Below are 21,808 nucleotides of genomic sequence, written 5' to 3'. Positions count from 1 at the left end.
TTCACGCGGCAGCAGGGCCGAACCAACTCTCCGTCGCGTACACACGTCCGGATCGGTCGACGAGCCGAGCGCGAAGCTCTTGCTGTTCAACCCATTTGATGGCGCTGATACCCCGGATCAACGCTGCTTCGCTCGCGGCGTACGCCCACACCGCGTCGTCCGCGATCACCGAGACTTGCGCCCATTCCGTGGAGGGACGCTCCTGGTTCGGCTCCCAGGAGGGCAGCTCTACCGCCCGCGCCGTCGCCATCGCGGTTCCGTTGATCAGTTCGACTTCCTCGCTGCCCGGTACCGGAATCTGCCAGCCACCGGCCGGTGCATGGCCGGCCGTGGCGATCACGTCGCCGATCCGTACGGCAACACCACATTGCAGTTCGGCAGCCACGATCTGCGCGGCGCGATCGACGGTGTCTGCCTTGGCAACTCCGGTGATGTCGAACGACGCACCCCAGGGCGCGTACACCACGTCGCCGTCGAGCTGTACGTCCTCGAACGTCGGGGTCGGGTGGACCGGAGGGATGGACTCGTCCTCGGAGTAGTTGTCGGCAAGCGGATTGACTGCGCCGCCGGTCATACGAGCCGCCCACAGCGCCGACCGCAAGAGAGCAGACATACGCCGAGTCACTTTGACCGGAGTTCCCTGAGCGAGGTTGACGGCGTGAATCTCGGCGTCGCCCCGGCGAAGGTCGCACACCGCCTCGGTCTCGTCGATGGCAGCTGCGATCAACGCGTGCGCAGTGGGCAGCGCAGCGCCTTCGGTGACATCCACCTCCACGGCGGAATCCCACATCGCCCACTTCTCGACACTGACCATGTCAGTCCTGCCCTTCGAACACACCGCGTTGTAACCAGTATGCGCCGGTCAGCAAGCCCCGTGCCATAAGCCGCTTCCGAGGCCGAGGCACGCATCCTGCAGGAGGAGCAGCGCACGGCAGGGGCTGATGGTAGATCTGTGCGACAGAATTGCCGCCCGGACTGTCGCCCTCCGTGTGCAAGCCGCGTAGTCCTTCGAAGGGTCCTGACACGCACCCGATGTCGACGGACGCCGACTACTACCGGCGCAGCGGGCTATTCCGATCCGAAAGACGCAGAGGCGACGCTCGACATGTCGTGCCGGGACGCTGCGCCTCGAGCTCGGTCTGCCGCAAAACACGTCCGGGCGACGCTGATATCACCGCAGGAGATAGCGGCGACTGACGAGAAGCACTGTGTTCCAACGTCGATGACATACCAATCGGCCGCTTTCGACCCGCGCCACTTTCGACAGGTCGACACACCTGCCCGCTCACTCTCGACTGCCGAGAAAATACGCGCCCATCACTACGTGCGAGCGTCGAGCAGAGCACCGAGAAAGAGTTCCGAACACGCGGCGCGCCAACCGCCGGAGAGAGTGACGCCCGGCGCCCGGCGGCAGTGCTCGCACGTTACAGACAGGGCCACAATGCATCGACGCAGCTTCATAGGACCGGCCGAAAGAACCTGCAGCACAACGGCGTAACCACCGACATTTTGCTTATACGCCACCCGCACGCCCGTTGGCAAAACGAACGGTCAGTACGCGGCGTAAATCACATACTTTACAAAGTCTTTGGAATCTCTCCGCGCCAAATATCCGCAGGTGAAAGGACTTTCGACCGGAGTCCAGAATAACCGTGTCGTCTACTATGTGAAAACTGCGAAGTAGCTGTGACGCTGGGTCACGCTCGAGGGAGGAATTGTGACCGATTCATTCAAGGACCGCTTGAACGCCTTGTACCCGGCCACAGCCCCGAGACTCACCAACGCACAAGTTGTGGAAGCCCTTTCACAACGCGGATGCAAGATTTCGACACCGTACCTCTCTCAGCTCCGGAGCGGTGTGCGCACAAATCCGTCAGAGCAAGTCGTTTTGGCATTGGCCGATTACTTCGGCGTAGCAGCAGAGTACTTCTTCGGCCCGACGCCTCGCCAAGATCCCGAACTGATTCCGGAAGAAGACCGTTCGGTTGTCGAAGAGTTCCACGACAGCGAATTGCGTTCTCTGGCTATGAAAGCGGTCGATCTCTCCCCTGAATCGCAGGACCTACTCTCGTCGATTGCGGAGAAACTTCGCTCGTCCGAAGGACTCCCGGCCGTACCTCCGGATTGCAGCACGTACGCCCCACCGTTCACTCGCGACTGATCCAGTGCGAAGATCAGCGAGTCAAGCGGCCCAATAGTGCCGAGGCGGTGACGATTCCGAGCAGCGCTGACCCGATCAGCACGCCGAAGTCGACGACATAGTTGGTCGGCATTCCGATGAGTAGACCGCGTAGTGCTGACACCTCGTAGCTCAGCGGGTTGATGCGGCTGAGCCACTGAACCCACGTCGGCATGAGTTCGACCGGGTACAGCGCGTTGGACGCAAAGAACAATGGCATGGTGATTGCCTGCCCGATGCCCATCAATCGATCTCGTTTGAGCACGATTCCCGCGATCGCGACCGACAAGCAGGCAAAGAACGCGGAACCCAGGACAACGACCAATACGACCCCGAGCAGTTTGAGCGGGTTCCACGTCATACTCACCCCCAACAGCGCCGCCACGATGACGACCACCATTGCCTGGGCGACTGCGCGGATCCCGGCGGCGAATGCCTTACCTGTCACCAATGCTGCGCGCGGCGTCGGCGTGACCATCAATTTGGTGAGGACTCCCGCGTCACGCTCCCAGATGATCTGGATTCCGTAGAAGATCGCAACAAAAAGAGCGGACTGCGCAATGATGCCGGGCGAGAGAAAGTCGAGATACGGTACGTCGCCAGTGGGGATCGCTCGGATATGGCTGAACGTCTGGCCGAAGATCACCAACCAGAGGATCGGCTGGATTGCGCGCGTGACCAATTCAGATCGGTCGTGCCGCAACTTCTGAACTTCCACGAGGCAGAATGTGTAAATTCTCGAGAGCAATCGAGCGAAACCGTTGGTAGTGGGATCAGCCCAAGCGGCGCGCTGTGCGACGGGCACTGCGGACATCGCGGAGACCTCCTGACTTGTCGCCGGTGAGATCGTCGCCGGTGTAGTGACGGAACACGTCTTCGAGAGTGGCCTCCGGCCCCAGTTCGGCGGCCAACTCGCTCGGCTCGCCCACCGCCCGAAGTTCACCGTGATGCATCAACGCAACACGATCACACAGCTCCTCGGCTTCTTCCATGTAGTGCGTCGTCAGCAGCACAGTCATGCCGTACTGCTTCTGCATCTCCGCCACTCGCTGCCAGACGGATTCGCGGGCAATGGGATCCAGCCCCACCGTCGGTTCGTCGAGTACCAGCAGCGACGGTCGGTTCACCAGCGCCTGCGCAAGTTCGAGCCGTCGCACCATACCGCCGGAGAAACTCGACGCCAGGCGATCGCCTGAATCGAGCAGGTCCACCATCTCGAGCGCCTGGTCGACGCGCTCGCGTCGTTCGGACCGCGGAACGTCGTACAGTCGCGCGAACCAGGTCACGTTCTCGCGCGCGGTCAATGCGCTTTCGATCGAGAGCTGTTGTGGCACGTATCCGAGGTAGCGCCGAATGGTCATCGCCTCGGTACGAACTGAGCGACCGAGAATCCGAATATCACCGTCTTGCAGAGGAAGTAACGTGTTGAGCAATCTGATCGTCGTAGTCTTTCCTGCACCGTTGGGACCGAGCAGGCCGAAGCACTCCCCCGCGTTGATGACCAGACTCAGGTTGTCCACCGCGCGGTGGTCGCCGAACTTGTATGTAACCGAGTCGATCTCGACCGCGTGTGCGCCGGGGTCGGGTGAACCTGCCGCTCGGCTCTTCCACCACTGTGTCAGCATCTCACTGCCCCTCACCTTCTGATCCGGCTGCTGCCAGAGCGCTCGCCAATCGCGACAGGGCTGGTAGCGCAGCCTCGATCCTCGCCCTGTCTTCTCCGGTCAGACTCGACAATGCCTGACCGACAATCACACTCCGGCGATCACGCCACACTTCGACGCGGGCGCGCGCCTCGTCCGAGAGGACCAATCGCGCGACGCGTCGATCAGCCTCGTCGGCAACCCGTTCGATCACTCCATCGTCGACGAGCTGCCGAACCAGGGTGGACACCGTGTTTGCCGCGACACCCAATCGCCCGGCAGCCTCAGCCACCGACAGACCCGGGTTGCGCCGTAGCAGCCTGACGAGTTCGATTTGGGCGCCGCCGAGCGGTCGTTCTGCAAACGGTCGCCCCGATGCCTTCCTCGTGCCCCGGCGCAATTGCCCGAGCGTCTCCAGGACATCATCCGAAAGCCTGTGATCTGCTCCGATTTCATCCACACCTCACAATAGCTCTGTAACAGAGCTATTGTCGAGGAATCCGGACGCCCGGCGTTTTCAGCTCGTCCGCAACGGGTATCCCCGATTGCTTGTCCCGAGCACTCCCGCCCAGAACGGAGACGTCATGCGCAGACAGTGGTTGTTCGCGACGGTTGCGAGTAGCGCCCTGATCCTCACCGGTTGCTCACCCGACGCCCTCGATTCCGGGGACAGCGCAGACAACGTCACTGCCATTTCGACGTCGCTGTCGCCACCCGCCGCCGCTGATGCACCCCTGCTGAAGACCGCCGACTCCCCACTCGGGACGATCGCCGTCGACGGCGAGGGCATGACCGTCTACGTCTACAACCCGGACGAGGAGAACTCACAAGCCGGGTCGTGCGACGAAGCGTGCCTGCGTTACTGGCCGGCGGTCACCTCGGTCACGGATTCGCCGATCGTCGAAGGAATCGACGCCGTCATCGACACTGTCGACGGGCCTGAAGGATCTTTCCAGATCACCGTCAACGGCAAGCCCGTCTATCGGTACCTCGACGACAAGGTTCCCGGAGACATGCTCGGACAGAGCGTCGGCAGCCTGTGGTGGATGATCGACGCCGCCGGAAACCCCGTGTTCAAGACTGAGTAACCCTCAGTTGTACGGCTGCCGCGCGGTTTCGGGGTCGCCGTACGTGATTGCCCGTTCCCGACGCGTTTTCGACGCCAGGGTTGCGCCCCAGTTCAGCACCGTGCTGGCGCGATTGCGGAAACCCGCGAGGAACGCGATGTGGATGATTCCCCATGACACCCATCCGATGAACCCGGACAACTGGACCGGCCCTGCCTGAAGCAACGCGTGGCGTCGCGAAATGTAGGCCGCGGTTCCAAGATCGCGGTACTTGAACGGTTTTCGGCTGGGCACGCCGTTTTCCACGGTTGCAGCGATTCGGGCACCGGCGTGCCGACCACCCTGCATCGCGACCTCGGCCACCCCGGCAAGTTTGTCCCGCGACATGAGGTCGCCCACCACGTAGACGTTCGGGTGGCCGGGAACGGTCAGATCGGCTTCCACCTCGATGCGGCCACCGCCGACCTGCTTCACACCCAGCGCCGTGGCCAGTGCCTCGGCGAACGGCACTGCTTCGACGCCCGCGGTCCACAGAATCGTGCGGGTCTCGTACTGCCGCTTCTCTTTTGTCTTCTTGTCCGTCGTCTCGATGCTGGTCTCGCACACGTCGGTGACGTGCACGCCGAGGTGAGTCTCGACGCCGATCCCGTCGAGAGTACGTTTGGCTGCGGCCGAGAGCTTGCGACTGAACGAAGGGAGCACCCGATCGTCGCCGTGGAAGAGCAGTACCCTTGCCTCGTCCGGGTCGATGGACCTGAACTCGTTTGTGAGCGCGTGCATTGCCAATTCGCGGATCTGTCCGGCTAATTCGACGCCGGTGGGTCCGCCGCCCGCCACGGCGAATGTCAGCCACGGTCGACGTTCTTCCGCTGTCGGGAGCGATTCGGCCATCTCGAACGCAGCAATGAGACTGCGTCTGATCGCCAAAGCGTCGTCGAGGGTTTTCATGCCGGGCGCCCATTTGATGAACTCGTCCTGGCCGTGGTACGACTGGCGCATTCCAGCCGCCACGATCAGGTAGTCGTACGGCAATTCGAAGGTCGACCCGTCGAAGCGACTGGCAGTCAGTATCCCGGCGTCGGCGTCCACCGACTTGGCCTCGCCCAGAACGACGTTCGTGTTCTTGTTGTCCTCGAGCAGATGTCGCAGCGGACTTGCGATCTGCCCTTCGGAGAGCAGACCCGTGGCGCACTGGTAGAGCAGGGGCTGGAAGACGTGGCTGGTCCCTCGGTCGATCAGAACCACCTCGACGTCGGCCTTCTTGAGTCGTCTCGCTGCGTACAGTCCACCGAAGCCGCCACCGACGATCACTACGCGGGGCTTACCGTTCGAGATGTGGATGCTCATCAGACAAACCTCGCTGTCACGGAGTTGGGCAGGAATCGTAGGGCCGCATCTATCCCTTGCCACTTGAGGCCGGGTAGCGCCGCTCGGGTGGTTTCCTTCTCGATGGCGTCGACCATGGCACTGACGCCTTCGTCCAAACTGGCCATGAGCGCTGCGTCGTCGCCGGCGCCGGCGGACATGTCGGTCTTGATGAAGCCCGGCAGCAGGGTGGTGACGCGAATAGGTGTGCGCGCCAACTCGATACTGAGCGCCTCACCCAGAGCCGCTACCCCGGCCTTGCTTGCCGAATAGGCCGCTTTTGGCCCTGGTAGCCCCCGATCGGCGCTGATCGAGGACACGAGAACCAGGTGTCCGGCGTCCTGCGCGCGGAAGATCTCGAGCGCAGCTTCACACTGCGACAGCGCGCCGACAAAATTCGTCTGCGCTGTTGCAAGATTCGCGTGCGCTTTTCCGGTTCCGATCTTGGCGCCCTTGCCGAGCCCGGCGTTCACGATCACCCGGTCCAGGCCACCCAACTCGTCGCGCAGCTCACCGAAAACCCGGACGACGGAATCGTGTTCGGTCACATCGAGTTCGCGAACTGCGACGCTGATCGACGGGTACTGCGCCACCAGCTCCCCACGCAGCGTGTCGAGACGATCCGTCCGCCGGGCACACAACGCGAGGTCGCGACCGGCCGCGGCGAATCTCCTGGCCATCTCCTCACCCAGACCCGAACTGGCACCGGTGATCAAAATCTTCTGCCGCGTCATGGGTGCAACTGTAACCATCTTCGAGTTCTCGTACCCGGCGGTAACCGAGCGAACTCGGACCGATCCGACATACCGTGGAGGCATGACCGACGAATTCGATGTCATCGTGATCGGCGGTGGGCCCGCCGGCGAGAACGCCGCCGCGTACGCCATCGCCGGAAGTAATCGCACCGCCGCAATCGTGGAACACGAACTGGTCGGCGGTGAATGCTCGTATTGGGCCTGTATGCCCAGCAAGGCGCTACTGCGCCCGGGGCAGGTCCTCGAGGCGGCCGACGCTTTGCCCGGGATCCCGGCCGGACCGCTGGACGTCGAGGCCGTCCTGAAACGCCGCGACTCGTTCACCCACAACCACGACGATTCGTCCCAGGTCGACTGGGCCACCTCCGCGGGAATCACAGTGATCAAAGGCCACGGGGTGATCGACGGCGAGCGCGCTGTGACCGTCGACGGGACCCGTAAGCTCCGCGCCCGCCAAGCCGTTGTACTCGCCACGGGCACAACTGCCACTGTCCCGAAGACGCCGGGGTTGCGTGAAGCACTCCCGTGGACGTCGCGCGATGCGACCAATCTCCACGAGGTTCCGTCGCGGGTGGCGGTCATCGGCGGCGGAGTCGTCGCAACGGAGTGCGCAACGTGGTTGTCGTCGTTCGGCGCTCACGTGACACTGCTCGTGAGAGGCGATGCTCTGTTGAAATCGGCAGAACCGTTTGCCGGAACGATGGTTGCCGAAGCACTCGGCGCCCGCGGCGTCGACGTTCGACTGAGCACCGCCGTCAACTCGGTGTCGCGACCCGACGCCAAGGACACCGGTGCGGGCCACATCCACGGTGGACCCGTCAGCATCGAGACCTCTTCCGGTGTGATCGAGGTCGACGAGGTCATCGTCGCGGCGGGCCGCGGGCCGACATCTGCCGATCTCGGCTTGTCCGTCATCGGCCTCGAGGACGGCAAGTACGTCACCACTGACGATCACCTCTGTGCCCAAGGTGAGTGGCTCTACGCCGTCGGCGACATGAACGGCCGCTCTCCCCTCACCCACATGGGCAAGTATCAGGCGAGAGTCTGCGGAGACGTCATCGCCGCGCGGGCCGAGAGCCGCGGACTCAGGGGACCTCGGTACACGGCGTCGGCGGACAACGGACAGGTCCCCCAGGTGGTGTTCACCTCACCCGAAATCGCGTGGGTGGGACGCACCGAGAAGAAAGCTCGCGACGACGGCTACGACGTCGAAGTCGTGGAGATCGAACTGGCCGTCGCAGGATCCTCGCTGTTGCGCGACGACTACTCCGGGCGCGCGAAGTTGGTCATCGACAAGGCCACCGACGTGATCCTCGGCGCAACTTTTGCCGGGCCCGAAGTGTCCGAACTGGTGCACGCGGCGACAATCGCGGTCGTCGGCGCCGTCCCACTCGAAACTCTCTGGCATGCGGTGCCCTCGTATCCGACGGTCAGTGAGGTCTGGCTTCGATTGCTGGAGGCTCGCCGCTGACGCGATCCCGAAGTACGTATAGTCGCGACATGGCGTCCGACATACTTGTGACCACGGCCGACGGCACCCTACGCGGCCGCCGGGTGGGAAAACTTCGAGCCTGGCGCGGAATTCCCTACGCCCGGCCGCCGGTCGGAACACTGCGTCTGACGCGGCCACAGCCGGTCACACCATGGACCGGAGAACGCGACGCGACCAGGTTCGGCGACGCCTCGGTCCAGCACAAGAAGGGGCTGCTGCTTTCGCCCGGGAAGTACCAGCCGAGCAGCGAGGACTGTCTGACACTCAACATGCTCGCTCCAGCGAACGCCGGTAACACCCCGCTTCCGGTCATGGTCTTCATCCACGGTGGGGCAAACACCATCGGGACCTCGGCTACCGGCTTGTACTCCGGTGTGTCCCTCGTCGAACGCGGCGACATCGTTTACGTCTCGATCAACTACCGCCTCGGTGCTCTGGGGTACCTCGATTTCACGCCCTTCTCCACGGCCGAGCGGGCATTCGATTCCAACCTCGGACTGCGCGATCAGGTCGCGGCCCTGCAATGGGTGCAGCGCAATATCGCTGCCTTCGGTGGGGATCCTGAAAAAGTCACGATCTTCGGTGAATCCGCCGGAGCCACTGCCGTCACCACCTTGATGGCTACTCCGGCTGCCAAGGGACTGTTCGCTGGTGCGATCGCCGAGAGTTCGGCTCCGGATCTGGTCTCGAGCACGCAGCGATCGCACGCCTGGGGCGCGCGTTTCGTCGAGATCCTCAATTCCGGTCTACCGCCCGCGAAGGCTTTGACCTCGGCGACTGCCGTCGAATTGGGCCGAGCAGGCAGCAGACTCGGTGCCGAGGTACTGGCGAACACGCCTGGACTACATCCCTTCGGTCCGGTCGTCGACGGCGACTTCCTGCCGCGCTCCCCCTTGGACGCATTCAATGAAGGATCGGCACACCAGGTTCCGATGATCATCGGCACCAACAGACGGGAGGGAACGCTGTTCCCGAAGGTGCTCGACGCACTCCCGACCAACCCGTCGCGCATCGACACCATGTTCGCTCTCACCGATCCCGAGGCCGGAAAGCGCATCCTCGCAACCTATCCCGGCTATCCCGACGAGCAGTCCGCGATCGACGTCGGTGGAGACGTGACGTTCTGGCACCCTTCAGTGGAGTTGATGCAGGCTCACGCACAATCGGCGCCGACGTACGCCTACCGATTCGACTTCGCGCCGACGATGATGCGTTGGCTCGGCCTCGACGCCACTCACGGTTTCGAGATGTTCGCGGTCTTCGGTATCGGCGACACCCTTGTCGGGCGCGGCCTCACCCTGCCCGGCGGTCGGCGCGGACTGCGCGCAGTCACCGAATCTGTTCAGGGACACTGGCTTCACTTCGCCAAGCACGGCTCGCCGCGTGGGTCGTGGCCGCGTTACGACGCGCAGGAGCGTAGGACCATGATCTTCGACGAGATCGTCCGCGTCGAGAACGATCCCAGACGTGAACAACGCTTGGCCTGGTCGGGATACAGCGGTTACCGTAGCCACGGCACCGACATCTCCCTACCGTGACGAGCCCCCTCGAGATCACTCTCGATTCCGGGGTCGTACGCGGGCGCCTCGATCGAGGACTGCGCACCTGGCGAGCAATCCCCTACGCAGCGGCCCCGACCGGCCGCTCGAGATTTCGCGCACCACAGCCGGTCGAGGCTTGGAATGGTGTCCGCCCGGCGGAAGCATTCGGCTCTCCGTCTCCGCAGCGCAAGAGCAACTTCGACGAGAACTCACTCTTCGTCAATGTCGTGGCCCCGCAGGTACCGTCGGATTCGTTGCGACCGGTCATGGTCTTCATTCACGGCGGCGCGTACAACGGCGGGAATCCGTCGACGCCCATGTACCGCGGAACGAGCCTGGTCGAACGTGGCGACATCGTCTACGTCTCGATCCAATATCGTCTCGGCGCGTTGGGCTACCTCGATTTCAGTGAGTATTCCACTGCTGAACAATCATTCGACACGAACCTCGGATTGCGCGATCAGATCGCCGCACTGACGTGGGTCCAGCGCAACATCGCCTCTTTCGGTGGCGACCCGAACGCCGTCACCGTCTTCGGTGAATCGTCCGGCGCCAACGCTGTCACCACTCTGATGGCAACGCCCGCGGCCCGAGGGTTGTTTGCTCGGGCCATTGCTCAAAGTCCGCCGGCTGCTTCGGCATACGGAAAGGATCGAGCGCAGCGATGGGCGCGCGAGTTCCTCGAGATCGCAGACGCACCGGAAACCGATCCTGCCTCGTGGCTGCGCTCCGCTTCGGTGAAGGAACTGGTCGACGCCGGCGAAGAACTTGCGCGACGCGGCGCGGACGAAGAACCCGGAACACGGGCATTCGCCCCTGTAGTGGGTGACGACATTCTTCCCGAACACCCGCTCGACGTGTTCGCCGCCGGACGGGCCCACCCCGTTCCGCTGCTCGTCGGTTCGAATCTCCATGAGGGGCGGATCTTTCCGCGCGTTCTCGACATCTTGCCTACCAACCCGGTTCGGATCGAGAAGATGTTCTCCCACACCACCCCTGAAGTGAAAGCACGTGCGCTCGCGGCGTATCCCACGTATCCGCATCGTTTCGCTGCCGCCGATCTCGGCGGCGACATCACCTTCTGGGAACCGGCAATACTGTGCGCACAGGGCCATTGCCAGGTAGCTCCTACCTACAGTTACCGCTACGATTTTGCGCCTCGCCTGCTCAGACTCATCGGCATGGGCGCTACCCATGCCACCGAATTGCTTGCGGTCTTCGGCCGTTCGGATGCACTCACCGCGGCCTTGACCGCGGTCGGTGGACGTCGCGGACTGGCCGCGGTGACCTCCACCGTGCAGCGCCACTGGATCCATTTCGCCCGACACGGAGTGCCGGACCAGGATTGGCCCGCCTACTCCGTCCCGGAGCGGCAAACGATGATCTTCGACGAGACGTCCAGAGTGGAGAACGACCCGATGGGTGAGCGTCGACGCGCCTGGATCGGCTACGAGCACCGACGCTGAAGCCCGGTCAGAAGAACTGGCCTTTCACGAAACCTGCGAGCAGGACCGCGAATCCGCCCACCTCACCGAGAATCAGCAGGAACATTCCGAGGTGCAGGGGCGGACCGGCGGACTCGAACTGATTGTCGGTGTCCTTCATCGCACCGTGAGCGATGTAGCTGAAAATCGCTGCGAGAAAGAAGAACACGACCACTGCGGCACTGGTCAGGTTGATCCACGTCGGCCACGCACTGAGTTCGACGAACACCGCGATCAGCAGCGTCGCAAACGAGTACATCAGGGCTGCGCGGTGGGCGATGTCGACATACGGATGGGCGAGGTGATTATCCGAGGTGGCCATCTGTCGGTACTTCCAGATTCCCAGGCACAGGGAGAGAAGGAAGATCAGACCGGCCGCGAGCAGCGTCAGTGTCGTGTCGATCCCCAGGGTCATCTGCTCACCCCGCAGTGCGCTTCCAGTGAGTCACCGCTGGGTGATCCAGTCGAAGGATTGTCGTAGACGACAACCAGCACCACCGCACGATCTGCCGACACCGATCGCATCCGGTGTGGCGTATTCGCGTCGAAATACAGGCTGTCGCCGGCGTCGAGGTGCATCGTCTGTCCGGGGATTTCGAATTCTACGGATCCGGAGTGCACGAACACGAACTCCTCTCCCGTGTGGTCCATGAACTTGGGACCCATCACCGACGCCGGATGAACCACGAACGGCTGCATGGCCTTTCCGACCATGGAGGGCGCGATCGGATCGTAGACGGAAGACTGCACGGAGGAAGCCGGGTCGATCACGCGGTCCTTGGCGCGCACGATCGTCATGGCATTGCCCTCCATACTGTCCGAGAACAGTTGTCCCACATCGGCATCGAGCACCCGTGCAATTTTGAGCGCCACCGCGATCGACGGGGTACTGATACCCCGCTCGACCTTCGAGAGATAGCTCTTCGTCAGACCGGTCTGCTCGGCCAGGCCCTCGAGCGTCAGACCGGCGCGACGCCGATGTGTTCGCAAAAACGCTGCCATTCGGTTCCCCTCACGAGACTTTGTGTCATCACCCTACCAACACATTGACCTGCGACGATCAGCGACGCTCGCACTGAGGGTTGCACATTTCCGTCCTATATGACACTTTGTGTCCTATAGGTGACTGAATGTCATTGATTCCGGCCCCCGAGAAAGGCACACCCCATGACCGACACGATGCATGCGAGCAAGCAAGAACTCATGGCCACCGCCGAGACGAAAATGCTCACCGAAGTAACCACAGGCAGTTGGACACTTCGACAGAAGATCGCACTGACCTGCCGCGCACTGTCGGACGCCGGCCACGATTCCGGTCTCGCCGGCCAGATCTCCGCCCGCGGTGAGCAGCCTGGCACGTTTGTCACCCAGCGACTCGGCCTCGGGTTCGACGAGATCACCGAGGACAACCTCCTGCTCGTCAACGAGGACCTCGAAGTCCTCGACGGGGAGGGCATGCCGAACCCCGCCAACAGGTTCCACAGTTGGATCTACCGCGCCCGACCCGACGTCAACTGCATCGTCCACACACACCCACTGCACGCGACGGCGTTGTCGATGCTCGAGATTCCCCTCGTCGTCTCCCAAATGGACATCGCGCCCCTCTACGACGACTGCGCATTTCTCGCCGACTGGCCCGGAGTTCCCGTGGGAAACGAAGAGGGCGAGATCATTTCGGCTGCGCTCGGCGACAAGCGGGCAATTCTGCTCGCCCACCACGGCCAACTCGTCGTCGGCAACACGGTCGAAGAAGCATGCTCCCTCGGGCATCTGATCGAGCGGGCCGCTCGGCTGCAGTTGCTGGCAATGGCTGCCGGCGACATCAAGCCGCTACCGCCTCGCCTGGCGAAGGAGGCTCACGATTGGACACTGACCCCTCGGCGCAGCGAGGCGAACTTCGCGTACTACGCCCGTCGGGCTCTCCGCAATCATCCCGACGCACTGACCAACTGAATTTCGTTTCCCACCAACAGAACAGAGAACCCCATGAGCAGCACAATCAAGGGAATCGTCGCCTACCCCATCACCCCGTTCGACCGGGACACCGGAGCATTCGATCCCAAGCCGCTACACACGCTCCTCGACAGCATGATCAGCAGTGGTGTCGACGCGATAGCCCCACTCGGCAGCACCGGCGAGAGCGCCTATCTCGACGACGCCGAATGGGAGTCGGTCGCCCGGGAAACTGTCGACTACGTCGACCGACGAGTCCCCACCGTCGTCGGAGTGTCGGATCTGACGACGGCGGGAGCACTCCGCCGAGCATCGATCGCAGCAGACGCCGGTGCCGACGCGATGATGATCCTCCCCACGTCGTACTGGCATCTGGGTGAGCAGGAGATTCGTGAACACGTCAGTGCGGTCGCCGATTCCGTCGACATTCCCACGATGATCTACAACAATCCCGCGACCACAGGGATCGACATGTCGCCGGAGTTTCTCGTCGACCTCGTCTCCACCGTCGACGGCATCACGATGATCAAGGAATCCACCGGCGACATCACCCGCATGAACCGCATCAACGAACTGAGTGGTGGCACTATCCCCTTCTTCAACGGCAGCAATCCTCTTGCACTGCAATCTTTCTCTGCAGGCGCAAACGGATGGTGCACGGCAGCACCGTGTCTGGCCCCCGAACAGGTGGTGCACTTCTGGCGTCTACTCGAATCCGGTGATCGGTCGGGTGCCGCCGCTGTGTTCGAACAGATCGAGCCACTACTGAAGGTCCTCGTCAGTCGCGGACTGCCGTCGACGGTCAAAGCCGGGTTGGAATTTCTCGGCGTCGACGCCGGCCTTCCCCGCCGGCCCCTGCTGCCCCTCGACGACAACACCAGGACAGCATTGTCCGACGCTCTGTCGGTGGCTCGCGATGTAATCGTCGCGTCGTGACCTGACGTGGGGGCGGGTTCCGGCAAGATGGGATGCACACCGACCGAAGGAGGGGCACCATGTCCGTAGATTCACGGTCTGCGAGGATCGCCGTCACCGGCGCTACCGGTCATATCGGCGGACTGGTGGCCCGGTCGTTGGCCGACGCCGGTGTCCCGCAGCGACTGATCGCACGGTCGGTCAACCGATTACCGCAGCTCCCCGGTGCCGATTCGGCCGAGACCACGTACGGGGATCAGGAGAGCGCTCTCGCGGCTCTGGCCGGAATCGACACCCTCTTCATGGTCTCGGCGGCCGAAAGCGCAGATCGCCTGGATCAGCACCGCACCTTCATCGACGCCGCAGCGGAGGCCGGGGTCAGGCACATCGTCTACACGTCTTTCCTCGGTGCCGCTCCGGACGCGACGTTCACGCTCGCTCGCGATCACTGGATCACCGAAGAACATATCCGCGCTTCCGGACTCGCATTCACCTTCCTGCGCGACAGCTTCTACCTCGATTTCCTACCCGCTCTCGCCGGTGAAGACGGTGTGATCCGCGGACCCGCAGGTGACGGTCTTGTCGGCGCGGTAGCGCGGTCCGACATTGCTGCCGTCGCCGTGTCGGTTCTGCAGGATCTGGATTCTCATGTCGGACAGACGTACAACCTGACCGGACGCGAGGCACTGACGCTCTCCGAGGCCGCGAGCATCATCACCGAGATCACCGGCAAGCGGACCACGTACGTCGAGGAAACGCTCGAGGAAGCCTACGAGTCGCGGGCGTCGTACAACGCACCCGCTTGGGAGCTCGATGCTTGGGTGTCGACGTACACCGCAATCGCGCAGGGTGAATTGGCGATGATCACGAGCACCGCGGAGGACCTTGTCGGCCGGCCTGCGCTCACGCTGCGTGAATTCCTCACAGCAGAAACCGCCTGATGCCACCACGCAAAGCAACCACGGCACGCAAGGCTGCCGCAAAGAAGGCTGCACCGAGGAAGGCTGCACCCAAGAAGAGTGCAACCAAAAAGACCGCCGCAAAGAAGACTGTCGCAAAGAAACGATCACGCGCTGTGATGCCCGACGTTCCGACAGCCGCTCCGGGCGAACGAGTCTGGCTTCTCGACGTACCCTTTCGGACGCCGGCGCCTGGTGCGCAGTTCGTCAAGAAATGGAAGAGCTACGCGTGGGTCGGCACGGAGTTGCCTGTAGAACTCGCTCCGTTCAAGGCACTCCCCTTCTCGTATCAGCAGTGGGTCGAGGACGACATCAATGACAGCACCGGCGAACGCCCGGTTGCTGCACCCAAAATTCCTCGGCCCGAGCAGGTTTCGGGGGCTGCGGCCGTCGTCGACGCTGCTCGGGCCGGCAAACGCGGATTTCTGTTGGCAGACAATGCCGGCCTGGGTAAGACGCTGATCGCAGTGATGTCGGCCAAGACGATTGCCGAGGAACGCGGCGAAACCAACATCCTCGTCCTCGTCGATCGACCCGCACAGATCACCATTCCGCATTGGCGCTATTCCATCGCCTCGGTGGGCGACGGCGGATTCCGCTGGCTGATCATGTCGCCTGACCAATTGAAGAAGCTGATCGCGCGAAACGGCCGTCCCAAGTACACCTTCGGTGTGGTGATCGCGGACGAGGCCCAGCTGTACAGCAACGACACACAGCGCACAGCTGCCTTCGAGAAGGTTGCGCGCTTTTCCAATTCACACGAGCAAGCGCCGTTCGTCCTGTCCGTGACAGCAACACCGGGACATACGCCGGCAGATCAGCGTTACCTGGCGCCGCTTTTTGCGCAGCTGCATTCAGAACCTTCGGAGTACTGGTCCGACCTGGGTGCCAGGCTTGTCGAGTCCGGCCTTCCGCTGGACAAGTCATACGGGAAGTGGACGTGGAGCGCAGAGGCGAAGGAATCAGCGACCCTGCAATCCCAGGCGCTCGAGACCGTGCGTGGATGGATGTCGAACAGCAAACCGCCCTTGATGATTCATCGACCGACTCCGTGGGGACCCGTTCCGCTCGACGGTATGCCGATCGACCTCACGCATGCCCAGCGCGCCGAGTACGAGACCGAGTGGGCCGAGTACGCCTACGAAATGGGATTGGCCCGCAAGAGCCGCAACATCGCGCGGGGCCGTGCGCTTGTTCTGCGCTATCGACAGAAGGCGGGCATGATCCGCGCCGAATCGACGGCCCAGTGGGCGCAGGCGCAGGTCAAGGCAGGCAAACAGGTGTTGGTGGCCGTCGAATTCGTCTCCACGGCAGGCGATCCATTGGTCGAGATGATCGAAGACTCCGGGATCTCGGTGGCAAAACTGTTCGGCGCGGTGCCGGACAAGGAAGGTCAACGTCTGCGGTTTCAACGCGGGGATGCACCGGTCATCGTCTTCAATGTCACGACCTCGATCTCGCTCCACGCCAACGAAGCACTCCCCGACGGCACTCACGCGTCCTCGTTGCCACGGACGGGAATCTTTCATCAACCGCGATACTCAGGGATTGCGGCAGAACAGACATTCGGTCGGTCACACCGCGACTACCAGACGTGTCCATGGGTCATACCCTTCGGCGTGGGCACCAAGGAAGAGGACGTCGCCACGGTCATGTTGCGCAATCTCAATTCGGTCACAGGTCTGAAAGGTGGTGATCGATCCGGTCTGCGGTCGCTGTCCGAACTGCTCGGCGTCGAGTGGCTAGAGCCCGATGTCTTGACCACGGAGGCTTGACCTCGGAGTCTTGACCTCGGAGTCTTGACCTCGGAGGCTTGACCACGGCGGCTTGACCTTCCAATGGCCGTCCAACGCGCGCACACGAACGGTTTCGGAGGTATGCCCCAATTCCACTCCACCAAAACCGAATTCGGCTGACCGCTTCATTCCTTTCGGGACCTTGGGACTCAGGTATCTGTGACCTGACGTGGCAGACTCTTTCGAGTCGAGGTGCACCAGCCTCGAAACAGTGCCGAGAAACCGAGGGGTCCTATGCGCAATATCTACCGGTCATTGATGCGCAATGTCGGCCATACACAATGGTTCTCGGATCTCGGCAAGGATCTGGTTCCGCTCGATCGAGCAGTGCAGAGAGTGTCGGGCGGCAAGCTCTCACTCGTCGGCGAGAACACGGTGACCCAGCTACTGCTCACCACCAGTGGCCGCAAGACCGGCCGTTCTCGCACCACACCACTCCTGTACGCACCCGACGGCGATGCGTTTGTCGTCGTCGGATCCAACTGGGGGCAGGATACGCATCCAGCGTGGACACTCAATTTGATGGCAAATCCCACCGCAATCGTGACAGTGAAGGGCGTCGAAATACCGGTCGGTGCGAGTCTGGCGGAGGGCGCCACGCGTAAGAAGTTGTGGAAGCTCGCGACCACCACGTGGCCACCGTACGAAACCTACGCCGATCGAGCATTCGGGCGCCAGATCCGCGTATTTCGACTCCAACCTGTCAAATAGCTGCTGGCGAGCGCAGGATGGGAAGGACCACCCTGCCGATCTCAGGAGCATTCGCGAATGTCCACAGCACTGACTCACGCAGAAGACACACAGATCACAGCTTCCAACGGGCGGATCGCACTGGAGCCGAACCCCCGCCGCATTCGAGCATTCTTCGCTGGTCACGCCGTCGCGGACACCACTCGTTCGGTGTACCTTTTCGAACGCGGCCGCCTGCCGATGTACTACATCCCTCGCGCGGACGTTCGCACCGAATTCCTCGTCCCGACGTCGACGACCACCCATTGCCCCTGGAAAGGCGACGCCACCTATTGGACGATCGAGATCGGGCATCGCCGGGCCGAGGACGCCGTCTGGTCCTACCCTGAACAGTTCGACGGTTCCCTGGACCTGAGTGAGTACGCCGCGTTCTATTGGGATCGCATGGACGCCTGGTACGAGGAGGATCAACAGGTCTTTGTCCACGCCCGCGATCCATACGTACGTATCGACGCACTCCCCTCGTCCCGACACGTCCAGGTTTTTGTCGGCGACGTACTGGTCGCCGAGACGACACGACCCAGACTGCTGTTCGAAACCGGACTGCCCACGCGGTACTACATTCCGAGAATCGACGTTCGCAGCGAGTACTTTGTGCCGTCCCCGACCACCACGGCCTGCCCGTACAAGGGCACTGCGTCGTATCTGTCCTTCACCGGCACAACCGAACTCGCACCGATCGAGGATCTGGCGTGGTTCTATCCGTTCACCACCGCCGAAGCGTCCGGGATCGACAACCACGTGTCGTTCTATCCCGAACGCGTCGGCAAGATCCTGGTGGACGGTACCGAAATCTGACAGGCGCCGAAATCTGACAGGTGCGGGGATCCGAGAAGGTGCGGGTGCCTATCCCACCGAGACAAGGGATTCCGGGATTCGCAGTTCAGTCTTTTCCAGCCGGCGATCGTGCATCCACACCAACGCCGTTGCAACCGAGAAGACCAACCCGGCGATGCATACTCCGTTCCAGCCGTACGACTTCCACACCATCGACCCCACAGCCGAGCCCACGGCGGCACCCACGAAGTAGGTGGTCATGTAGACCGAGTTCACACGCGAACGCGCTTCGGGGACAAGGGCGTAGATCACGTTCTGGTTGCTGACGTGCACTCCCTGCAGCGCGAGGTCGGCAAGAACGATGGCAACAAGAAACCACACTATATGCGTGGCACCGGAGGCAAACGGAAGCCACGAGACCAACAGAATCGCGATAGCTCCGCCCGTCGCCACCTGACCCAGTCCCCGATCGGCCAGCCTGCCCGCCACGGTCGCCATCAACGCTCCCGCCACGCCGAGTAGTCCGACCAGGCCGATTTGAGTATCGCTGTAGCCGAATTCGCCGGAGAGAAGAAAGGCCATTGTCGTGAAGACTGTGCTGACGGCAGCAAAAGCCAGCCCGCCCATGGCCGATCGAGTTCTCAGGCGCGGCAAGGTCGCAGCCAACTTCCCTACCGACACGAGCGTTGCGCCGTAGCTTGCCTTCGGTCGATCGGCGGAATCGGAAGGCAGAGATCGCCACAATGCCACGGCCATCACCACCATCAGAACCGCCGCAACCTTGTAGACCGTCGACCAACCTCCCAGTCCGGAGAGCACGCCGGCAACACTGCGCGCCAACAGGATTCCGATCAGCAGTCCACTCATGATCGTTCCGACCACCCGGCCGGACCGCTCAGGTTCGGCCAGTGAGGCGGCAAACGGAATCAGCACCTGTGCAGCAACCGAAAAGACCCCTGCCACTGCGATTCCCACGGCAAGCGTGGCAAAGTTGGGCGCAAATCCGCTGACCGCTTGACCGGTAGCCGCCAGCAGCATGAGCCCTACCGTCAGCTTGCGTCGGTCGACCATGTCGCCTACCGGAACCAGAAGTATCAATCCGAGTGCATACGCGACCTGTGCGATGGTCACCGTCGCGGCCGCTGCGGAGGCCGAGACGTTCAAGTGGTCCGAGATGGAATCGAGGAGTGGCTGATTGAAGTAGTTACCGCCCGCGCACAGACCCGTCGCTGCAGCCATCAGCAGCACTATCGGTAGTCCGAGCTTCGGACGCGCGTCGCTTGAAATCATGTCGTCAAGCATGACCGGCAACACCGACGTGCGTCCAATAGATAGATATGCATGATCTATCTCCAGAAGCGATAGATTGGTGCGATGGAACTACGTCACATCCGCTACGCCCTGGCAGTCGCGGAAGACAGACACTTCAGCCGTGCTGCCGCGCGGTTGCACGTTTCACAGTCCGCGTTGAGTGCCCAGATCAGAGACCTCGAAAAGGAACTGGGAGTCGAATTGTTCAACCGCAACAGTCGAAACGTCGGCCTGACTGCTGCCGGGGAGGTTTTTGTCGCCCGCTCCCGTGAGGTGCTCGGCGCCGTGTCGAGACTGGTCAGTGATGTCTCGGCACGGAGCAACGAGCAAGTGCGGCTGACGGTCGGCACCATCACCTCGGCGGGGCGCGTCGACGTCGGCCGTGCGCTGGCAGATCTGACACGCCGCCACCCTGCAATCAACATCACCGCGCGACCGTACGGCAGTGAAGTAGTTATCGAAGGAGTCCGGTCCGGCGCCATCGACGTCGGCATCGTCGGATTGGCCGCAGGCCGCTTACCCAAGAGCTTTGCCGCCGCACCGTTGTGGAGTGAACCCACCGCAGCGTTTGTTGCTCCCGACCATCCCTTTGCCCAGGCCTCGTCGATCAGACTCGAAGACCTACGGGATCACACTCTCGTGGACTTCGCCTCCGGCAGCGAGGCCCGTGTCCAAACCGACCAAGCCTTCGCCGAATCACAGGTCCCACGCGGAAAAACGCTCGAAGCCAACTCGGTGGACCTGATCTGTTCACTGACCGCCAACGGCCTGGGTGTCGGTTTGCTCCCCCAGTCCATGAGCGCCCTACATCCCGAACTGGTCTGTATTCCGATCACCGATGCGCCGCATCGGATCGTCCACGCAATTACCGAACCCACCCATTCGTCGGCGCTCGCCCGCGAATTCGTCGAACTACTCGCGGCGCAGTTCGCTACTTGAGCAGTTTCGACATTCGCCTGTCCGCCAACGGCTTACCGCCTGTCTGGCACGTCGCACAGTATTGAAAAGAACGCTCCGCGAACGACACCTCGCGTACGACGTCACCGCACACCGGACAGGGAAGTCCGGTGCGAGCATGTACTCGCATCCCCGAGCGTTTCTCACCTTTGAGCCGCGCCGCGTCCTGACCTTCCGAACGCTCGATCGCGTCGGCCAGCGTGGACCGCATCACGGCATACAGCGTCGAAATCTGCTCCGGCGTCAGCCGCGACGAGGTCGCGAATGGCGATAGTTTCGCGGTGTGGAGGATCTCGTCCGAGTAGGCGTTCCCGATGCCGGCGATCAGCGACTGATCGACTATCGAGTTCTTGATCCGCGCCGACGTCCCGCCCAGAATCTCTGCGAACTCAGCTTCTGTCACAGCCATCGCGTCCGGCCCCAACCGGGCGATGCCCGGAACCTCCTGCGGATCGTTCACCACCCACACGGCGAGGCGCTTCTTGGTGCCGGCTTCGGTGAGATCGAACGCCGGCGTCAACCCTTCAGGTGTGAAGAAATGAACGCGCAGCGCCAACGGCCCCTTCCCCGGCTTCGGCGGCGTTGGCGACGGATTATCGAGCCACCGCATCCAACCGGCACGGGAGAGATGCGTGACCAACCACAACCCGTCGCAATCCAGAGCCAGATGCTTCCCGAAGCGGGCGGCGCCCGTGACGTCACGCCCTTGCAAAGCCGTGATCGGCGGATCGAAGGTCTTGAGCACACTCAATGCAGCGATATCGACGCGTCCCACTACTGCGCCGACCGCGTGCTGACGAAGGAACCCTGCCAGCGCTTCCACCTCGGGTAGTTCAGGCATGGCATCAGACTAACGCCGACCAC

The 21,808-nt window shown here is 62.5% G+C and carries 22 protein-coding genes; 12 read left to right on the top strand and 10 right to left on the bottom strand.

What is annotated here, in order from left to right:
- Position 1: 1 nt before the first annotated feature.
- Positions 2-814, bottom strand: coding sequence for an FAD:protein FMN transferase (locus AC3WQS_RS04670; protein WP_020970361.1), 813 nt, complete (start codon positions 812-814; stop codon positions 2-4).
- Between the two features lie 903 nt (positions 815-1,717).
- Between AC3WQS_RS04670 and AC3WQS_RS04665 the strand changes: the two genes are divergently transcribed.
- Positions 1,718-2,161: a helix-turn-helix domain-containing protein gene (locus tag AC3WQS_RS04665; protein ID WP_019744761.1), complete on the top strand. Its 444-nt coding sequence runs from the start codon at positions 1,718-1,720 to the stop codon at positions 2,159-2,161.
- A gap of 13 nt (positions 2,162-2,174) precedes the next feature.
- Here AC3WQS_RS04665 and AC3WQS_RS04660 read toward each other — a convergent pair whose 3' ends face one another.
- The 3 genes from AC3WQS_RS04660 to AC3WQS_RS04650 are packed head-to-tail and all read right to left on the bottom strand — an operon-like array spanning position 2,175 to position 4,282.
- A complete protein-coding gene (locus tag AC3WQS_RS04660) occupies positions 2,175-2,993 on the bottom strand; it encodes an ABC transporter permease (protein WP_283383946.1) in 819 nt (272 codons plus the stop codon).
- Positions 2,953-3,804 carry an ABC transporter ATP-binding protein gene (locus AC3WQS_RS04655; RefSeq protein WP_020908654.1) on the bottom strand — a complete coding sequence of 284 codons (852 nt, stop codon included), beginning with the start codon at positions 3,802-3,804 and terminating at the stop codon, positions 2,953-2,955. Before AC3WQS_RS04655 ends, AC3WQS_RS04660 begins: the two co-directional genes overlap by 41 nt.
- Before the next feature lies 1 nt (position 3,805).
- Entirely contained in the window at positions 3,806-4,282 is a 477-nt protein-coding gene (locus tag AC3WQS_RS04650; protein ID WP_020908655.1) for a MarR family winged helix-turn-helix transcriptional regulator, read from the bottom strand.
- Positions 4,283-4,406: 124 nt separating this feature from the next.
- On the opposite strand from AC3WQS_RS04650, the gene AC3WQS_RS04645 reads away from it, so the two are divergent.
- Positions 4,407-4,910 carry a COG4315 family predicted lipoprotein gene (locus tag AC3WQS_RS04645; RefSeq protein WP_047888490.1) on the top strand — a complete coding sequence of 168 codons (504 nt, stop codon included), beginning with the start codon at positions 4,407-4,409 and terminating at the stop codon, positions 4,908-4,910.
- A 3-nt stretch (positions 4,911-4,913) separates the two neighbouring features.
- Here the strand turns inward: AC3WQS_RS04645 and AC3WQS_RS04640 are convergent, their stop codons facing one another.
- Both AC3WQS_RS04640 and AC3WQS_RS04635 read right to left on the bottom strand, forming a co-directional pair.
- Entirely contained in the window at positions 4,914-6,236 is a 1,323-nt protein-coding gene (locus AC3WQS_RS04640) for an NAD(P)/FAD-dependent oxidoreductase (RefSeq protein WP_003946361.1), read from the bottom strand.
- On the bottom strand, positions 6,236-6,988 hold the full coding sequence (locus AC3WQS_RS04635; RefSeq protein WP_019744767.1) for an SDR family oxidoreductase: 753 nt from the start codon (positions 6,986-6,988) through the stop codon (positions 6,236-6,238). Before AC3WQS_RS04635 ends, AC3WQS_RS04640 begins: the two co-directional genes overlap by 1 nt.
- A gap of 82 nt (positions 6,989-7,070) precedes the next feature.
- Between AC3WQS_RS04635 and AC3WQS_RS04630 the strand changes: the two genes are divergently transcribed.
- Genes AC3WQS_RS04630 through AC3WQS_RS04620 form a run of 3 tightly spaced genes read left to right on the top strand, consistent with a single transcriptional unit; the run spans position 7,071 to position 11,508 of the window.
- Entirely contained in the window at positions 7,071-8,480 is a 1,410-nt protein-coding gene (locus AC3WQS_RS04630) for a dihydrolipoyl dehydrogenase family protein (RefSeq protein ID WP_492711630.1), read from the top strand.
- A 29-nt stretch (positions 8,481-8,509) separates the two neighbouring features.
- Positions 8,510-10,039 (top strand): carboxylesterase/lipase family protein, encoded by a 1,530-nt coding sequence (locus AC3WQS_RS04625; protein ID WP_492711631.1) that lies wholly within the window; start codon positions 8,510-8,512, stop codon positions 10,037-10,039.
- The gene (locus tag AC3WQS_RS04620) at positions 10,036-11,508 is read left to right on the top strand and encodes a carboxylesterase/lipase family protein (protein ID WP_021345183.1); all 1,473 of its coding nucleotides are present in this window, start codon (positions 10,036-10,038) and stop codon (positions 11,506-11,508) included. The genes AC3WQS_RS04625 and AC3WQS_RS04620 overlap by 4 nt, the downstream gene beginning before the upstream one ends.
- A gap of 7 nt (positions 11,509-11,515) precedes the next feature.
- Here AC3WQS_RS04620 and AC3WQS_RS04615 read toward each other — a convergent pair whose 3' ends face one another.
- Positions 11,516-11,941 carry a hypothetical protein gene (locus tag AC3WQS_RS04615; protein ID WP_003946354.1) on the bottom strand — a complete coding sequence of 142 codons (426 nt, stop codon included), beginning with the start codon at positions 11,939-11,941 and terminating at the stop codon, positions 11,516-11,518.
- Positions 11,938-12,528, bottom strand: coding sequence for a helix-turn-helix domain-containing protein (locus AC3WQS_RS04610; protein ID WP_020908662.1), 591 nt, complete (start codon positions 12,526-12,528; stop codon positions 11,938-11,940). Before AC3WQS_RS04610 ends, AC3WQS_RS04615 begins: the two co-directional genes overlap by 4 nt.
- Before the next feature lie 165 nt (positions 12,529-12,693).
- On the opposite strand from AC3WQS_RS04610, the gene AC3WQS_RS04605 reads away from it, so the two are divergent.
- From AC3WQS_RS04605 to AC3WQS_RS04580, 6 genes are all read left to right on the top strand, one after another.
- On the top strand, positions 12,694-13,479 hold the full coding sequence (locus AC3WQS_RS04605; protein WP_019744772.1) for an aldolase: 786 nt from the start codon (positions 12,694-12,696) through the stop codon (positions 13,477-13,479).
- Between the two features lie 33 nt (positions 13,480-13,512).
- Positions 13,513-14,415 carry a dihydrodipicolinate synthase family protein gene (locus AC3WQS_RS04600; RefSeq protein WP_259121315.1) on the top strand — a complete coding sequence of 301 codons (903 nt, stop codon included), beginning with the start codon at positions 13,513-13,515 and terminating at the stop codon, positions 14,413-14,415.
- Between the two features lie 59 nt (positions 14,416-14,474).
- The gene (locus AC3WQS_RS04595; RefSeq protein WP_492711632.1) at positions 14,475-15,335 is read left to right on the top strand and encodes an SDR family oxidoreductase; all 861 of its coding nucleotides are present in this window, start codon (positions 14,475-14,477) and stop codon (positions 15,333-15,335) included.
- Positions 15,335-17,128 carry a DEAD/DEAH box helicase family protein gene (locus AC3WQS_RS04590; RefSeq protein ID WP_259121311.1) on the top strand — a complete coding sequence of 598 codons (1,794 nt, stop codon included), beginning with the start codon at positions 15,335-15,337 and terminating at the stop codon, positions 17,126-17,128. Before AC3WQS_RS04595 ends, AC3WQS_RS04590 begins: the two co-directional genes overlap by 1 nt.
- A gap of 255 nt (positions 17,129-17,383) precedes the next feature.
- A complete protein-coding gene (locus AC3WQS_RS04585; protein ID WP_492711633.1) occupies positions 17,384-17,860 on the top strand; it encodes a nitroreductase/quinone reductase family protein in 477 nt (158 codons plus the stop codon).
- A 57-nt stretch (positions 17,861-17,917) separates the two neighbouring features.
- Complete coding sequence (locus AC3WQS_RS04580; protein WP_084325267.1) at positions 17,918-18,697, top strand: DUF427 domain-containing protein; 780 nt, start codon at positions 17,918-17,920, stop codon at positions 18,695-18,697.
- A gap of 48 nt (positions 18,698-18,745) precedes the next feature.
- Here AC3WQS_RS04580 and AC3WQS_RS04575 read toward each other — a convergent pair whose 3' ends face one another.
- Positions 18,746-19,978 (bottom strand): MFS transporter, encoded by a 1,233-nt coding sequence (locus AC3WQS_RS04575; RefSeq protein ID WP_084325266.1) that lies wholly within the window; start codon positions 19,976-19,978, stop codon positions 18,746-18,748.
- A 72-nt stretch (positions 19,979-20,050) separates the two neighbouring features.
- Between AC3WQS_RS04575 and AC3WQS_RS04570 the strand changes: the two genes are divergently transcribed.
- Positions 20,051-20,926, top strand: coding sequence for a LysR family transcriptional regulator (locus tag AC3WQS_RS04570; RefSeq protein WP_019744779.1), 876 nt, complete (start codon positions 20,051-20,053; stop codon positions 20,924-20,926).
- On the opposite strand, the gene AC3WQS_RS04565 is transcribed toward AC3WQS_RS04570, so the two are convergent.
- Positions 20,919-21,785: an Fpg/Nei family DNA glycosylase gene (locus tag AC3WQS_RS04565; RefSeq protein ID WP_019744780.1), complete on the bottom strand. Its 867-nt coding sequence runs from the start codon at positions 21,783-21,785 to the stop codon at positions 20,919-20,921. The genes AC3WQS_RS04570 and AC3WQS_RS04565 overlap by 8 nt on opposite strands.
- Positions 21,786-21,808 lie beyond the last annotated feature (23 nt).

Source organism: Rhodococcus sp. FW305-130 (genome assembly GCF_058788335.1).
The sequence above is the reverse complement of the archived record's forward strand: the minus strand, read 5'-3'. Positions and strand labels throughout refer to the sequence as shown.

What these genes read in the sequence shown, in the direction of transcription:
- AC3WQS_RS04590 (WP_259121311.1), top strand. Translation starts at nt 15,335, where the DNA reads ATGCCACCACGCAAAGCAACCACGGCACGCAAGGCTGCCGCAAAGAAG.
- AC3WQS_RS04660 (WP_283383946.1), bottom strand. Translation starts at nt 2,993, where the DNA reads ATGTCCGCAGTGCCCGTCGCACAGCGCGCCGCTTGGGCTGATCCCACT.
- AC3WQS_RS04645 (WP_047888490.1), top strand. Translation starts at nt 4,407, where the DNA reads ATGCGCAGACAGTGGTTGTTCGCGACGGTTGCGAGTAGCGCCCTGATC.
- AC3WQS_RS04605 (WP_019744772.1), top strand. Translation starts at nt 12,694, where the DNA reads ATGACCGACACGATGCATGCGAGCAAGCAAGAACTCATGGCCACCGCC.
- AC3WQS_RS04635 (WP_019744767.1), bottom strand. Translation starts at nt 6,988, where the DNA reads ATGACGCGGCAGAAGATTTTGATCACCGGTGCCAGTTCGGGTCTGGGT.
- AC3WQS_RS04585 (WP_492711633.1), top strand. Translation starts at nt 17,384, where the DNA reads ATGCGCAATATCTACCGGTCATTGATGCGCAATGTCGGCCATACACAA.
- AC3WQS_RS04630 (WP_492711630.1), top strand. Translation starts at nt 7,071, where the DNA reads ATGACCGACGAATTCGATGTCATCGTGATCGGCGGTGGGCCCGCCGGC.
- AC3WQS_RS04575 (WP_084325266.1), bottom strand. Translation starts at nt 19,978, where the DNA reads ATGCTTGACGACATGATTTCAAGCGACGCGCGTCCGAAGCTCGGACTA.
- AC3WQS_RS04600 (WP_259121315.1), top strand. Translation starts at nt 13,513, where the DNA reads ATGAGCAGCACAATCAAGGGAATCGTCGCCTACCCCATCACCCCGTTC.
- AC3WQS_RS04670 (WP_020970361.1), bottom strand. Translation starts at nt 814, where the DNA reads ATGGTCAGTGTCGAGAAGTGGGCGATGTGGGATTCCGCCGTGGAGGTG.
- AC3WQS_RS04640 (WP_003946361.1), bottom strand. Translation starts at nt 6,236, where the DNA reads ATGAGCATCCACATCTCGAACGGTAAGCCCCGCGTAGTGATCGTCGGT.
- AC3WQS_RS04580 (WP_084325267.1), top strand. Translation starts at nt 17,918, where the DNA reads ATGTCCACAGCACTGACTCACGCAGAAGACACACAGATCACAGCTTCC.
- AC3WQS_RS04625 (WP_492711631.1), top strand. Translation starts at nt 8,510, where the DNA reads ATGGCGTCCGACATACTTGTGACCACGGCCGACGGCACCCTACGCGGC.
- AC3WQS_RS04655 (WP_020908654.1), bottom strand. Translation starts at nt 3,804, where the DNA reads ATGCTGACACAGTGGTGGAAGAGCCGAGCGGCAGGTTCACCCGACCCC.
- AC3WQS_RS04610 (WP_020908662.1), bottom strand. Translation starts at nt 12,528, where the DNA reads ATGGCAGCGTTTTTGCGAACACATCGGCGTCGCGCCGGTCTGACGCTC.
- AC3WQS_RS04565 (WP_019744780.1), bottom strand. Translation starts at nt 21,785, where the DNA reads ATGCCTGAACTACCCGAGGTGGAAGCGCTGGCAGGGTTCCTTCGTCAG.
- AC3WQS_RS04570 (WP_019744779.1), top strand. Translation starts at nt 20,051, where the DNA reads ATGGAACTACGTCACATCCGCTACGCCCTGGCAGTCGCGGAAGACAGA.
- AC3WQS_RS04615 (WP_003946354.1), bottom strand. Translation starts at nt 11,941, where the DNA reads ATGACCCTGGGGATCGACACGACACTGACGCTGCTCGCGGCCGGTCTG.
- AC3WQS_RS04595 (WP_492711632.1), top strand. Translation starts at nt 14,475, where the DNA reads ATGTCCGTAGATTCACGGTCTGCGAGGATCGCCGTCACCGGCGCTACC.